The sequence below is a fragment of the Actinomadura rupiterrae genome (assembly GCF_024172125.1).
In the GTDB taxonomy this organism is placed as follows: Bacteria; Actinomycetota; Actinomycetes; order Streptosporangiales; family Streptosporangiaceae; genus Spirillospora; species Spirillospora rupiterrae.
Window position 1 is genome coordinate 863,009 of record NZ_JAMZEA010000004.1, and the last position, 13,978, is coordinate 876,986.

Annotated in this window: 11 protein-coding genes; 4 read left to right on the top strand and 7 right to left on the bottom strand. The window is 72.3% G+C overall.

The window, feature by feature from the left end:
- Position 1: 1 nt before the first annotated feature.
- Positions 2 to 724, bottom strand: coding sequence for a polysaccharide deacetylase family protein (locus FHU30_RS16915; RefSeq protein ID WP_253876797.1), 723 nt, complete (start codon positions 722 to 724; stop codon positions 2 to 4).
- Positions 725 to 957: 233 nt separating this feature from the next.
- Here FHU30_RS16915 and FHU30_RS16920 point away from each other — a divergent pair, with 233 nt between their 5' ends.
- The gene (locus FHU30_RS16920; RefSeq protein ID WP_253876799.1) at positions 958 to 2,403 is read left to right on the top strand and encodes a sugar transferase; all 1,446 of its coding nucleotides are present in this window, start codon (positions 958 to 960) and stop codon (positions 2,401 to 2,403) included.
- A 63-nt stretch (positions 2,404 to 2,466) separates the two neighbouring features.
- On the opposite strand, the gene FHU30_RS16925 is transcribed toward FHU30_RS16920, so the two are convergent.
- Positions 2,467 to 3,075, bottom strand: a complete 609-nt coding sequence (locus FHU30_RS16925; protein WP_253876801.1) for a TenA family protein — start codon at positions 3,073 to 3,075, stop codon at positions 2,467 to 2,469.
- Between the two features lie 226 nt (positions 3,076 to 3,301).
- On the bottom strand, positions 3,302 to 3,901 hold the full coding sequence (locus tag FHU30_RS16930) for a class I SAM-dependent methyltransferase (protein WP_253876803.1): 600 nt from the start codon (positions 3,899 to 3,901) through the stop codon (positions 3,302 to 3,304).
- 120 nt (positions 3,902 to 4,021) lie between these two features.
- Between FHU30_RS16930 and FHU30_RS16935 the strand changes: the two genes are divergently transcribed.
- From FHU30_RS16935 to FHU30_RS16945, 3 genes are all read left to right on the top strand, one after another.
- Positions 4,022 to 5,038 carry an HNH endonuclease family protein gene (locus FHU30_RS16935; protein WP_253876805.1) on the top strand — a complete coding sequence of 339 codons (1,017 nt, stop codon included), beginning with the start codon at positions 4,022 to 4,024 and terminating at the stop codon, positions 5,036 to 5,038.
- Positions 5,039 to 5,064: 26 nt separating this feature from the next.
- Complete coding sequence (locus FHU30_RS16940) at positions 5,065 to 5,370, top strand: nucleoside triphosphate pyrophosphohydrolase (RefSeq protein WP_253876807.1); 306 nt, start codon at positions 5,065 to 5,067, stop codon at positions 5,368 to 5,370.
- Positions 5,371 to 5,451: 81 nt separating this feature from the next.
- A complete protein-coding gene (locus tag FHU30_RS16945) occupies positions 5,452 to 6,108 on the top strand; it encodes a pyridoxamine 5'-phosphate oxidase family protein (protein ID WP_372503895.1) in 657 nt (218 codons plus the stop codon).
- Here the strand turns inward: FHU30_RS16945 and FHU30_RS16950 are convergent.
- From FHU30_RS16950 to FHU30_RS16965, 4 genes are read right to left on the bottom strand one after another with little or no spacing between them, the layout of a single operon-like run.
- The gene (locus FHU30_RS16950; RefSeq protein ID WP_253876810.1) at positions 6,105 to 8,606 is read right to left on the bottom strand and encodes a hypothetical protein; all 2,502 of its coding nucleotides are present in this window, start codon (positions 8,604 to 8,606) and stop codon (positions 6,105 to 6,107) included. The two genes, FHU30_RS16945 and FHU30_RS16950, sit on opposite strands and share 4 nt — an antisense overlap.
- A 32-nt stretch (positions 8,607 to 8,638) precedes the next feature.
- Positions 8,639 to 9,925, bottom strand: a complete 1,287-nt coding sequence (locus tag FHU30_RS16955) for a hypothetical protein (protein ID WP_253876872.1) — start codon at positions 9,923 to 9,925, stop codon at positions 8,639 to 8,641.
- Entirely contained in the window at positions 9,922 to 11,895 is a 1,974-nt protein-coding gene (locus tag FHU30_RS16960; protein WP_253876811.1) for an amino acid adenylation domain-containing protein, read from the bottom strand. The genes FHU30_RS16955 and FHU30_RS16960 overlap by 4 nt, the downstream gene beginning before the upstream one ends.
- Before the next feature lie 39 nt (positions 11,896 to 11,934).
- Positions 11,935 to 13,920, bottom strand: a complete 1,986-nt coding sequence (locus FHU30_RS16965; RefSeq protein ID WP_253876812.1) for a DUF4407 domain-containing protein — start codon at positions 13,918 to 13,920, stop codon at positions 11,935 to 11,937.
- Positions 13,921 to 13,978: the final 58 nt, after the last annotated feature.

Here is a 13,978-nt window from a genome sequence, read left to right on the forward strand (position 1 = left end):
GTCACCTTCCGCGGAAGCGCTTGACGAGGCGGGCTGCGGTGCGGCGGAGGCGTAGGGCGGGAGCGGGCGGGGCGAGGACGCGGGCGATCCACGCGTCGTCGAGGTCGTGGCGGAGGCTGGTGCGCGGCTGGAGCCAGGCGTCCGGACGGGACGGGCCGCCGTCGCTGGTGTAGACGCGGTCGACCGCGGCGCGCTGCAGGCGGCGCAGGACGTGCCGGTCATAGGACCCGAACGGGACGGCCACCCGGGTGACCGGTTCGCCGGTGATGTCCTCCAGCACCCGGTGCGCGTGCACCAGCTCCTCGCCGACCTGCGCGGAGGTGAGGCGGCGCCAGTCGCGGTGCGCCCAGCCGTGCGAGCCGATCGACATGCCGGACTTGGCCAGCTCGCGGACGCCGTCCGCGGTGAGCCGGCCGGGCTCGCCGAGCCGCCCGGCCAGCACGTAGAACTCGGCGGTCAGGCCGCGCGCGAGCAGCCGCGGGAGCGCGATCTCCAGGTCGGAGGCGTTGCCGTCGTCGAAGGTGAGCCGGACCTCCGGGCGGCCGGCGACCGCGTCCAGCACCCGCTCGAACCGGTCGACGTCGACCCAGGTCCCGTCCTCGCCCGGATCCAGCGCGCGGCCGGGCCGCGGGCCGATGCCGTGCACCGTGAGATTGACGACCGCCCCGGCCCTGCCGACCACCGCGCCGACCCCGTTGGGAGCCGGGCCTTCCCCGCTACGCACCCCGTCGCCCCTCCTGCCGCCCCGACGCGACAGACAATAGCGACGGGGTTCACAATTTCCTGCAATTTCGCTCTGACCACATACGGCCACCGACTCCCGCTTTGCCGCGCGTCGGCGGCGGGTTATCAATGGCCCAGTCAGCTCTGCGGCGACACACGGAAACCGTGCAACGCGCACACATCCGGCGGAATGGCTTTTCAGGGCAAAAGACGTTGTTTTCGGGGGCACCACAAGTGACCGTTATTGACGGCGTTAACTCGGGTACGGGCACCCGGATCGCGGTCCGCGCGACCTGGTTCGCCCGGTACGTCCAGCTCCTGGTCGTGCTGGATCTGGCCTGCGCGGCCACCGCCGGCGTCGCCGGTTTCGCGCTCCGGTTCTCCGGCTGGGACGAGAGCGGGCGATGGCCCGACATCCTCCTGGCGATCGGCCTGCCGCTCGTCTGGGTGCCCTGGCTGTCGTTCGCCGGCTGCTACGACCACCGATTTCTGGGCAGCGGCGCGGGGGAATATCGGAAGGTACTGAATGCCGGTATCGCGCTGACGGCGTCCGTCGCGATCCTCTCCTACGCGACCAAGGCGGAAGTCGCGCGCGGTTATGTGATCCTCGCATTGCCGCTGCTCGTGACCCTTGAGGTGGCGGCCCGGCACACCGCGCGGGCGCGCCTGCACCGGGCCCGCGAGCACGGCGACTGCATGCGGCGGGTCGTTGCGGTCGGGTACAGCGACGGGGTTGCGGACCTCGTCCGCGAACTGTCCCTGAGACCCCACCACGGCATGGAGGTCGTCGCGGTCTGCGCGCCCGAACCGCCCGGCGAGTCCGTCGAGGGCGTGCTGGTCCTGGGCGGCTTCGAGGACGTCCCCGAGGTGGTCGAACGCTGCCACGCGGACGCGGTCGCGGTGCTGCCGTGCGTCGAGCTGGGCGGGGTCCGGCTGCGCCGGCTCGCCTGGCGGCTGGAGAAGTTTCGGACAGACCTTTTCGTGTCTCCGGCCCTCCTCGACGTGGCCGGTCCGCGGCTGACGATCCGCCCGGTCGCGGGGTTCTCGCTGCTGCACATCGACCATCCCGAGCTGACCGGCCCGGCGCGCGCCGCCAAGGCCGCGTTCGACCGGGTCACGGCCGCGCTGCTGCTGATCGCGATCTCGCCGCTGCTGGCCGCCGTCGCGGTCACCGTCCGGACCACCGACCCCGGCCCGGCGTTCTTCCTGCAGACCAGGATCGGACGCGCCGGACGCCGGTTCCGCATGGTGAAGTTCCGCACGATGGTCACCGACGCCGAACGCCGCAAGCTCGAACTGTCCGGGCGCGTCGAGAACGGGTCGGTGCTGTTCAAGCTGAAGCGCGACCCGCGGGTCACCCGGATCGGACGCGTCCTGCGCCGCTACTCCATCGACGAGCTGCCGCAGCTGGTCAACGTGCTGCGCGGCGAGATGTCGCTGGTCGGACCGCGTCCGCCGCTGCCCGAGGAGGTCGAGCAGTACGGGCAGGACGTCTACCGGCGGCTCGCCGTCAAGCCCGGCCTCACCGGACTCTGGCAGGTCAGCGGCCGTTCCGACCTGTCCTGGGACGAGGCCGTCCGGCTCGACCTGCAGTACGTCGAGAACTGGTCCCTGCTGCTCGACCTGCAGATCCTCTGGAGGACGGCCCGAGCCGTCCTCACCGGCAACGGCGCCTACTGACCGCCCGGACCGCCCGGGCCGCCCAGACCGCCCAGACCGCCCGCTGACCGCTATCGGCCGCCGCTACCGAGGGACGTCCCAGAAGGCCAACTCGTGCCGCATCCCCTCCAGGAACAGCGCCTCGGCACGTCCCCTATCAGGGTCGGCTTCGTCGATCATCTGAGCGATGCGCCGCGTCAGCTCCGCGAACCCGGGATCGGCATACGTATCGACCCAGCGCCGGTACCGGGGCTCGGACGGCGGCTTCTCCGCGAGCCGCGCACCCAGCGTCGAATAGCCCCACATACAGGGATACAACGCGGCAAGACCCTCGCCGTAATCAGCCGCCGAGTCCAACAAGAACCGGGTGTACGCGGCGCAGGGCGCGCCCTTCTCCGCACCGTCCAGATCGGCGCCGAACTCCGAGGCGAGACCCCGGTGCAGGCTCAGCTCCTCGTGGAAGGTCGCGTGCGCGAGATCGACCAGGTCGCCCAGATGCGCGGACGGCGCCTGCCACGCGAGCCGCGAGAACACGCGCACGTAGTCGAGCAGGAAGAGGTAGTCCTGCTCCAGCCATGACCGGAAGACGGCCACGTCGAGATCACCGCGGGCGATCCCCGCCACCACCGGATGGGCGAGCTGCCGATCGACCCACGGCTGACCGAGTTCTTCCAGATGCGAAGCAAGACCCATACCGCCGAGTCTCCCAAAGAACGGAGCCCCGCCAGGACCGAGATCCTGGCGGGGCTCCGCCACGTCTGACCGATGTGCGGGTCGCCTCTCGGCGAAAAGCTCAACACGGCTCCAGCCGGACGGTATTCCGTGAAGGCGATAGATGAGGCCCGGGGACACCAGGCACATCGGCCACGTGTGATGTAACGGCAGGCCCCCGCCAGGCATTCCCGGCCCGCCGAAAAAGTCAGCAGCAGGGCGGCCGGACGGCTCTGACCAGCGTGTCCACGGCGAACCGCGGCTCGCCGTCCACCTCCACGGCCCGCTTCACCCGCTCGGCCCGCTGCACCGTCAGCCCGGGCAGTGCCGCCGTGACCCCGCTCGGCGTGTGCAGGACGTCCGGATCCTGCGGCCCACCCACCCCGTCCACCAGGTTCGTCCGGTCATGCCCGACGAACACCAGCACCCCGCCGGGCGCCAGCGCCTCCGCCGCCCGCCCGAGCACCCCGTCCATCTCCGGCAGGTGCAGGTACGCGATCACCACGAGGTCGAACACCCCCGCGGGCGGCGTCCACACCGTCACGTCCTCGACGAGCAGCTCGGCCGAGACCCCCCGCTGCTCCGCCACCCCCCGGGCCCGCCCGATGGCGACCGCCGAGAAGTCGACCGCCGTGACCGTCCACCCGGCCTCGGCCAGCCACAGCGCGTTCCGCCCCTCCCCGCAGGCCAGGTCCAGCGCCCTCCCGGGCACCAGGTCCGCGCACTCCTCGGCCACGAACCGGTTCGGCCCCGAGGACCACACCAGCTCCCGCCCGCCGTACCGCTCATCCCAACCCCGAGCATCCACCCGCCCACCCTAGAACCGCCCCCCACCCCCCACCACCCTCCGCCCCCACCCCGCAAGCCCCCGCACAGAGATGTCCGACTTCTTAGACTTGGTACACATGTCGAGCTTGCGGGGGTCAAGATGAGCGACGCCTTCTTCCGGCTGGACCCGACCCCCCGCGCCTCGTGGCGCATGGCCGTCCTGATGGGCGCGAACTCGCGCACCTACAAGTTCGCCCTCGGAACCGCCCTGCTCACCGCCGCCCGCGAAGGCCGCACCGAGATCTCCCTGGCGGAGCTGGCCCTCGCCTACGCGGCCGGCCTGCTCGACCATTCCGCCCGCGCGCCGCAGGTGTCTCCGAAGGTGCCGCAGGGCGAGAGCGACTTCCTCGCCCTGGTCGCAGCCGAGGCCGAGGAGAGCAGCAAGATCGGTCGTCCGACCGAACGGCTGGTGGACGCGGCGATGTCCAACATGCCGCAGATGGTCATGCAGAAGTTCCACAACCTCGCGGGCGGCGAGATCCCGCACCGCTTCTACGGGATCACCGGATCGCGGCGCGACCGGGTCGTCCTGCTGACCCCGGACCTCCAGGCGGTCGCGCGCTCGGAGCAGGCCGCGCTGCTGGACGACGAGCTGTCGGCCCGCTGGAGCATCGTCGAGACCTCCTTCGCCACCGGGATCGGCGCGTCGCTGATGGCGGACGGCTTCGTGGTCGACCACGCGGAAGGACGGCTCTACGACAAGCACCGCCGCCGCGCGGTCACCGGTGTCCGCGAGGCGCTCACCGGCTTCTACCACGGCCGCTGCCTGCTCTGCGACCAGCCGCTCACCCCCGACGACGAGGACGAGGTGGAGCACATGTTCCCCTTTTCCCTGATGAACCGGTTCGGTGCCGGCGGGCGGTGGGCGGGGCCCGATCTGGACGCGGTGTGGAACATGGCGCCGGCGCACCGCGCCTGCAACGGCCCGAAGGGCGCGCGGCTGCCGTTCCCGGACGAGATGGCGCGGCTGGCGATGCGCAACACCGAGATCATGAACTCTCCGCATCCGTTGCGGAAGACCTTGGCGCTGACGCTCGCGCAAGGGGGTCTCCAGCACGGCGAGCCGGAGGCGTGGAAGAGGTTCGTCCGTGAGGTCTACGCGCACATCGTGAGTTGAGGGAGCGGCGTTCGTAGGATCTCGGCATGGGGCAGGTGGGCGAGAAGCTCGTGCGGGATCGGATCCCTGAGATCATCCGCGGGAGCGGGCGGGTGCCGGACGTTCGGACCGCGAGTGTGGACGAGTACGCCGCGCTGCTTCGCGCGAAGCTGCGGGAAGAGGTCGACGAGTACCTCGCCGACGGCGATCCGGCCGAGCTGGCCGATGTTCTGGAAGTGCTGCACGCGCTGGCGGGGTGGCATGGGATGTCGCCGGACGAGTTGGAGGACGCGCGGGCGGCCAAGGCGAGTGAGCGGGGCGGGTTCGGGGGGCGGGTCGTGCTGCGGGGGTGAGAGCGGAAGCGCTAACGGAGCGGCGACGACGACGGAGTTGGGGGATGATCTGGGGGTTGTCCTTTATGGCCGGAGGCGTGTGTGGATTCGGTTTTGCCGGAGAATGAGCGGACTCGGCATCGGCGGTTGCGGGCTCAGGGGAGTCGGGAGCGCGCGGAGCTGGATGCGATTCTGGCCGCGGGGTTCGTCTGCCATGTGGGGGTCGTGGTGGACGGGACGCCGATGGTGGTGCCCACGGTGTACGGGTGTGACGGGGAGACGCTGTACTTCCACGGGTCGGTGGCCAGCCGGAGTCTTGTCGCCGGGCCGCTGGGTGAGGTTTGTGTGACCGTCACGCACGTGGACGGGCTGGTGCTCGCGCGGTCGCTGTTCGAGCACGGGGTGAACTACCGGAGCGCGATGATCTACGGGACGCCGCGGGTGCTCACGGATCCGGACGAGAAGCTTGAGGGGTTGCGGGTGCTCAGCGAGCACTCGGTGCCGGGGCAGTGGGACTATGCGCGGCGGCCCAGCAAGAAGGAGCTGGTGGCGACGTCGCTGCTGGCGCTGTCGCTGGAGGAGGCGTCGGTCAAGATCCGGGTCGGGCCGCCGGACGACGGGGACTCGCCGGACGCCGAGCTGCCGGTCTGGGCCGGGGTGCTGCCGATGAGCGTCCGGTGGGGGCGGTTGGAGGCCGATCCGTCGCTGAAGGAGGGGATCGAGCCTCCGGAGCACCTGCGGCGGCTGGAGGGGCGCTAGTTCTTGCGGCGGCCCAGGATGGTGCGGCGGCCCTGGAGGGAGCGGATCTTGGATTCGGCGGCCTCCAGGGTGCCGCGGGTCCGGTCGCTGATCTCGATCTCGTCCTGGGACGGCGTCAGGGACGTCGCCTCGGTGAGGTTCAGGGGGAAGGTCAGCTCGCTGAGGAGGCGGGCGTCGACGGCGTCGCGGAGTTCGCGGCCGAGGTTCTCGGACGCGTCGTGCGCGGTCTTGATGAGGAGGCGCATCGCCTCGTCCGCCTGGCCCTGCGGGTCGCGGTAGCGGTGCATGGCGATCATGCGGGCTTCGAGCGCGGCGGCCAGGAGGGCGGGGCCGGTGATCGGCCAGAACGAGGCGTCCAGGTGGCGGAGCAGGGTCATCGGCGCCATGCCGCGGGCCGTCGCCTCGGCGATGAGGCGGCCGACGGTGTGGACGGGCGCGTCGTACGGGACGGCGCACAGGACGGTCCGGTACTCGTCGGCGGCGATGCCCGGGTAGCGGGCGGCGGCGTCCGGCCACCAGCGGCCGTAGACCGGCCAGTCGGACATGTCGGGGTTGGCGGCGCGACCGCGGACGACCGCCTCGACGATCGCCGAGCGGTTCTGGCCGTCCACCGCGCACAGGGCCTCGGTGAGGGCGAGGAGCATGGCGACCTGGTCGGGGTCGTGCGCCCAGGTGAGGTCCCGCATGTGTTCGACGAGCGCGTGCTGGATGTTGCTGCTGAAGCGGCGCAGGGATTCGTCGGTGACCAGCTGGCGGAACGTGGCCGTGTAGGCGTGCCGGTCGGCGGCCTCAAGGTGGACGGGCGGCTGGCCCGCGCTCATCCGCAGGACGTCCAGGACGGCGGCGTCCGCGCCCTGCGTCGGCTGGACGTCGTGCAGCCGACCCAGCCAGCCGGCGCGTTCGGACGCGGGGAGGCCGGTGACCCACCGGATCAGGACGGCGGCGAGGCGGTCGAGGCGTCCGCGGCGGGCGGCCGAGCCGACCAGGAGGGCCACGCAGTCCGCGCCGTGCTTGGCGAACGCGCCGATCTCCTGCGGCGAGACGGTCATGTCGGATACGCGCAGCACTCGGAAAGGGTGCAGGAGGTCGTCCGGGGCGAATCCGGCGAGGAGGTCGAGCCATGCGTCCTCGCGCCGGACGTCACCGGCGTCCAGATCGCCTATCAGCGCGCAGATCAGGGTGGAGTGGCCGCGGAGGGCGCGCAGGGTGGACGGACGGTTGGCCGTGAACGGATCGGTCCAGCGCGCAATGAGGTTTGCCGCGGCTTGAACAGGCGCCAGTCCGAGCCTTGGGTCGCGTGAGGATCCGGCGACTTCGGCTAGGAGTTCGTCCGTGTGTCCTAGGGCTTCGGCCAGATGCAGGTAGGGAGTCGCATCTTCAGCGTTCCGAACGCGTCGTAGAACCTCGCCGGTTACCGCGCGCCACGGTTCGCTAGGGACGCCCACACCAAGCTCATGCCAGACGGCCTGGACGCTTTGCAGTCCCCCGCCGAGGCGGATCAGCGCTGCGAGGAGCAGTTCGTGGTCGCTCTTACGCGGAAGCTCCTTGTAGCGTCCGCTTTCCAGTAGCGCGGCCACTTCGGACGCGTCGACCTCGTTACGCCGCACGCGGTCCAGTACGAGAGCCGGACGGTCCAGATCCACCAGCAGGTCGTAGATGCGGTTCGGATCCACGTTCACCATGGAGTCGCACCGCCGGGACAGGTAGGCGACGACCTCAAGCAGGCTGCGGTGCGCGATCGTGCGGCGCAGTTCGCGCGCGTACGCGAGGGAGAGCGGCGCGTCGGACGGCGGCTGCGGTTCCGTAACGCGCCAGTCGAGTTCGAAGTCGCCCGGACGCGGGTGGTAGGCGAACGTCAGCCGGATCGTGGAGTTGCCCCCACGCAGCCAGGTCGCAGCTGTGAACCGGGGACGCCACCCGAAGGGAAGCAGCGCAGCGACGGCGTCCAGGAAGCGGAGCCTAACGAGATGGTCCAGATCGTCCGCGCCGACGATGGTGACAGGGCCTTCGAGCAGAAGCGCAGCGGTCGTGGCGGCGCGGCCCAGCCAGTTGTGGTCCTCGATGTCGCGGACGATGTCTTCCGGCGCATAGGCCGGAACGTCCAGTGCATTAGGCGCGAAGCCGTCCGCCCCGAGACCCGATACCGCGCGCACGAGGCTCGCATAGGAAACCGGTGCCTGGACGAACTGGTCGTAGGGGAAGCAGCCGTACCGCGTCCGGACGATAGGACGGCCTGCCGCGTCGGTGGCGTCCGTCCAGTCGTGGATGGCGACGCCGAGGTAGCTGCCGCGGTCGTCCAGGACCTCGGTGAGGCTGATCCAGGGCAGCGCCTCGGGCCCGCCGCGCTCGGGCGGCGGGTTCCCCAGCGTGTAGCGGTCGAGGATGGCGGTGAAGTCGTCCGCGCCGAAGTCGCTCCCGCCGCTGCCGAGGATGCCGTAGTCGTCGTAGCTGCCGGGGGCCTTGCCGCGCACGGCCCACCCGGCGGAGAGACCGATCATCCCCCGTCCCGCCGTCATCCCCCGGTCCGCCGTCATCCGCCGCTCCCGCTTCCCCCGCCGCCGCGGCCGGGCGAGCCCGGCGCCTGCCCGGCCAGCCGGTCCACCAGCCACATGATCGGCTCCATCACGTTGATCGGGCGGACCTTGCCGCGCAGGTGCATCGAGGTCGAGCCGTCCGGATGGGTCCGGCGGACGAGGTTGCTGTAGTTCTCGTCGTCGAACCTCCCGGTGGACGGGTCGATGTAGAAGCCCACCGCGGACGTCACGAAGTAGCGGGTGCGGTCGGGGGAGAAGTGCTGCCTGATCTCGCGGCGGATCGCGTCGATGTTACCGATGCCGTCGGCGCGGCACAGTTCCTCGAAGAACCGCTCGGCGACCTCGGCGTGCACGGCCGGGAACAGGAACTCGGGGTCGGTGACCGACTCGTAGCCGCCCTGCCGGGCGATGTCGCGCACCCACAGGTGGTCGTACTTGGTGATGCAGACGGCCAGGTGGTGCGGGAGGTAGTGGTCGTTCGGGCTCGCCGGGGCGCGCTGGCTGATCTCCAGGATCGTCCGGTTGAAGAACTGGTAGGAGTCGCGGGCCTCGCGCTCGCGGGTCGGGTCCAGCAGCAGGATCAGCCCGCCGCACGCGGCCAGGTGCTCGACCAGCTCGCGCCGGTCGCGCCCGCCGCCGCCCTCACTGCGCCGGGACGGTTCGGGCGATCCGGTCGCGAACCGCGGTCCGCCGCCCGATCCCGAGGCCGCGCCGCCGCCGGACGAGGCGGGCTCGGACGCCGCGCGGCTGTCGAAGAGGCGGCCGGGCGGGTCCACGAAGTCCAGGTTCACCCGGACCGGGACGCTGACCTTCTTGCCCGGCCGGTACCACTTCGTCCGCTCCTTCACCGGGCGCGTCCCGTGCAGCCGCCAGGACAGCTTCTCCGAGGAGGTCGTCGCGGACGGGAAGACGCGCTGCTCGCTGAGCTGGTCGGTGCTGGACGCGAGGAACGCGGTCGAGCCGTCGTTCGCGCCGTCCAGCCGCCAGCCCGGCTCACCGAGGCTCATCGCGATGCGCAGCGCGGCGAGGAACGTCGTCTTGCCGCTCTGCGGCGCGCCCCAGATGCCGATATTGGTCCGTCCGGGACGCGCCTCCTCCGGCGGGGCCGCCTCTGCCGGAGCCTCCGGCGGGACGACCGCGTTCTCGGCGGCCTCGGTCCCGACCGGCCCGACCGGCCCAGGCGGCCCGGACGGCCCAGGCGGCCCGGACGGCCCAGGCGGCCCGGACGGCCCAGGCGGCCCGGACGGCCCGGGCTGCGGCGGGGGTGCTGACGGCTCGGTCATGCGGGATCGCCTTTCACGGGGACGGATGCCAGCAGCGGGAACGGCATGCTCGCGCCGCCGGGCGGGACGATCCCCATGGCCTCGGCCAGCGCGCGCGGCGTCAGGCCCTCCAGGGTGAGCCGGCAGTGCGCGCCGAGCGCCGTCCAGTAATCGCGGTCGGGGTCGGTCGCCGCGTCCAGGACGGCGACGAGCCGGACCCCGAGCCGGCGCAGCGCGTCGGCCGCCGCGCGCCAGTCGTCCTTGCGCGGGCAGGGCTGGGCCAGCTCGCGCAGCGGGTCCTGCCCCTGGCCGCGCGGATGCGGCGGGCGCCCCGCGAAAACGGCCAGCACGCGGAACGGCGGGTGGTGCAGCTCGCGGAGCCAGCCGTGCGCGTTCCGCTCCCGCTCCAGGAAGTCGACGATCTCGGCCAGCGCGTCCTCCAGCGGCGCCGCGTCGGACTGGTACGGCTGCGTCCGGTGCGGGAGGGCGGCGAAGGCGTCGAGCGCCTGGTCGGGGACGGCCTTCCAGACGCCCTCCACGACCGCGTCGCGTTCCTCGCCCAGCTCGAACGAGTGCTCGCGGTACCCGCGGACCGACACCGCGGCGCGCTCCCCCAGGTCGGCGCCGATCAGCTCCAGCGTGCCCGCGAGCAGCGCGCGGCGGGCGGCCGCCTGCCCCGCCTGGCCGCCCAGCTCGATCGCGCACAGCACCTCGACGGCGGCGGGCGGCGCGGGACAGGCGCGCGTCTGCGCGTACAACTGGTCGAGCGGACGCGTGTCGGGCCGGAGGTCGGCGACGTCCGGCCAGCGGACGCGCCCGGGCCCGTCGAGCGCGGCGCGCAGCGACAGCGCGCCGCGCGGCAGCCGCGTCGCCTGGACGGACACCGGCCGCGGCTCGAACATCATCGGCGGATGCTCCGGCGCGGCGACGACCGCGAGGACGACGTCGTTGTCCGCGCCGCCGGGCCCGCGCGCGACCCGCACGACCGTCTCCTGCCCGGCAGTCGTCCCGGCCGGGAACAGCGGCACGAGCACCGGCTCGGCGCCCGGCGCACCGAACCCCCCATCAGATTGGGCGTCGTACTGGCCGACGACGAGCCAGTACGGCATGCGCAGCGGCAGGCGTGCGACGGCGTCCGCCAGCTCGTCCGCTGCGGGACGCTCGGACCGGACGATCCGCGCGTCCGGACGCAGCGCGCTCAGCCGGGCGAGCGCAAGGCCCGGGACGACCCAACCCGGCGCGGAATCGACGAGCAGCGTCGTGACACCGAAGGGGAGCCGCTCGACGATCCGGGCGAGCCCGGTATCGAGGGCCTCGCCGAGGCGCGCGCGGTCCACGCCGTGCAGGCCGCCCGCGACCTGGAACGCGCGCTCGCCGGCATCGGACGAGAGCGGCACGGCGGCGAACCGCTCCCAGGGATGCTCCTCGACCGACCACGGATCGTCCGGCCCGTCCACGGCGTCCGGGCGGACGACCAGCACCGACACGCCGTCCGCGCCGACGTCGATCAGCACCGGCGCCGCGCCGTCGTGCCGGACGACCTCGTCGAACGCCCACTGCGCGCCCCACGTGGACGGGTCGCGACTCAGGTCGGGACGGCCGAACTGGAGCGTCCAGCCGCCGACGTCGGGTACCGCGGCCGCCATCGACTGGTCGAGCAGGCGCGTCCGCTCCCGCTCGGCCTCCACACCTGCCCGCGCCCATTGCTCGTCGTCCGGGACGCCGCGGACGAACGGTCGCGCCGCATCGCCCACACGTGCGGCGGCGCGCAGGTCGTAGCGCAGGCGCGCCTCGCTCAGGCACGCCTCGAAATCCTCGGTGTCCGGGGGAGTCCAGGAGCAGTCGCCGCACGTGGAACCGGCCGGGACGAACCCGCACACCGGGCACGGCAGCGACGCGTCAGGAACCAGCGGCAGCGAGGCATCCGGCTCCGAAGCGTCGGCCGCCAATACGCCAGGTTCCAGGGCGCCGGGTTCTGGAGGCAGCGGCATGTCAGGTTCCATCGGAGTCCCCCGCCTGCCGGATCCAGGTCACCGCCCGTCCCGTCCGCCGAACCAACGGGTCAGGCGGCCCAGCGCGCGGCCCCGCCGTGGCTGGACGGCCGTCGCCGGAAGCGCGCGCTCCCCCGCCGGACGAACGCGTTCACCCGTAGGCCCGCCGCCACCCGAACCGTTCGGAAGCGGCGGCCCCCACCCCGAAGCCGCCCCAGCACCATTCACCGGCTGCCCCGGCATCGGCTGCCCGGACACAGGAGGCTGCCCCGACACAGGCTGCCCCGACACAGGGTGCCCAGGCATCGGCTGCGGCGCCATCGGCTGCGGCGGCATGGGCTGCCCGGGCATCGGGGGCTGCCGGAACACGGGCTGCCCAGCCGCAGCCGCAGGCCCGGCCGGGCCGCCAGGCGGGGCCGTCCGGCTGAGGCCGCCCGCAGGAGCGGGCGACGCGGGCGCGGGGAAGCCGTTGTGCGGCGCGTGCCCGTTGCTCTCGGCGGGGAACCCGCTGCTCTCGGCGGGGAACCCGTTGCTCTCGGCGGTGAACCGGCGGAGCTGCTCGCGCTCCCAGCGTTCCAGTTCGAGCCGCTGGAGCCGCCGCTCGACGTCGATGATCTCCCCGACGGACGTCTCGACCAGCTCGGCGCGGCGCTCCTGGAGGCGGCGCGCGAAGTCGGTGTGGCCGGAGTTCTCCCGCAGCCCGACGCCCTCCTGCTTGCGGACGTGGTCGTCCAGCAGCAGCCGGTCGCGGGCGCGGACCTTCTCCACGGCCTCGTCGTACGCGCCGGGCGGCCCGAACAGCGACAGCACCTTGACGATGATCGGCAGGCACTCCAGCACGGTGATGAACAGGAACAGCAGGAACCGCGCCCACTGGAGCTGGCTCTCGCCCGCCGACGCCCGGTCCAGGCCCTTCAGCCGGATGAGCAGCCCGGTGTTGTTCTTGTTGTTCTTCTCGAACGCCTTGCGGTCGGACAGCTGCCGATCGCGCAGCGTCTTCAGCTCGCTCTGCACGCCGGGCAGCTTCTGCTGCGCCTGCGCGACCAGCACGTCCTTGTTCTTGGCGGCGGCCTGGTTGAGCGCGCCGGACTTGGTGCTGATCCGGTTGTTGATCTGGTCGATCTGCGCCTTGGCCGCGTCCCGCCGCCGGACGAACTTCTGGTAGCGGGGGCCGTCGCCGCTGTGCCCGCTGGTGCCCTTGCAGCGGTCCCCGGTCAGCTCGCAGGCGGCCTTGTCGTCGTAGTCGTTGAACTCCTTCTGCAGCGGCGGGAGCTGCGCGCGGAGCTGCTTGATCTCCGGGTCGTCCTCGGGGTTGGCGAGGCCGTCGCCGGTGCGCTGCCTGAGCAGCTGCGCCTCCTGCTGCTCCAGCACCCGGATGCGCTGGGCGTCCGGCCCGTTGTCGAGGTTCTGCTGGAACCGGCGCGAGTCGTCGTCGTGGATGCGGTCCACCGCGACCGCGACCTCGTCGTTGAAGATCTGCAGCACCAGCGGGGTGGAGATGATCACGCCGAAGAGCAGCGCCATCGCGACGCGCGGCAGCGCCAGCAGGACGGTCAGCACCTTGCCCTGGCTGCGGGTGAGCGAGACGACGAGCCAGCGGTCCAGGTTCAGGATGACCAGGAACCACATCATCGCGAGCAGGACGGCCGCCCACACGGCCGCGCCGACCGCCATGCGCAGCGCGAAGAACATCGAGACGGACGCGAGCGTCGCCGTGGTGAGGACGGCGCCGCCGATCCCGACGTACTTCGCGCGGTCGGTCGTCGCCCGCCGCAGGATCTCGGGATCGGCTCCGGACAGCCACACCAGGACGTTCTTCATAGGCCCCGTCCGTCTCGCAGAGTCGTCCGTCGTAAGACGCCAGTGCCCGGCGGTGGGTTCCGGGGTGTCGCGCAGCAGCCAGCCGCGGGCCAGCCACCGGGACGAACGCTCGCGCTCGCCCGCCTCACGTGCCCGGAAGGGGAAGGAGGGCGGCCGGTCGGCAGGAGCGCGGCGCGGTTCGGGCGGGTCGTTCGGACGCGTCACCGCACCCCCGGAATTCCTCGACGGGACCAATCGAGAAGCGTCCTTCACCTTAACCCGC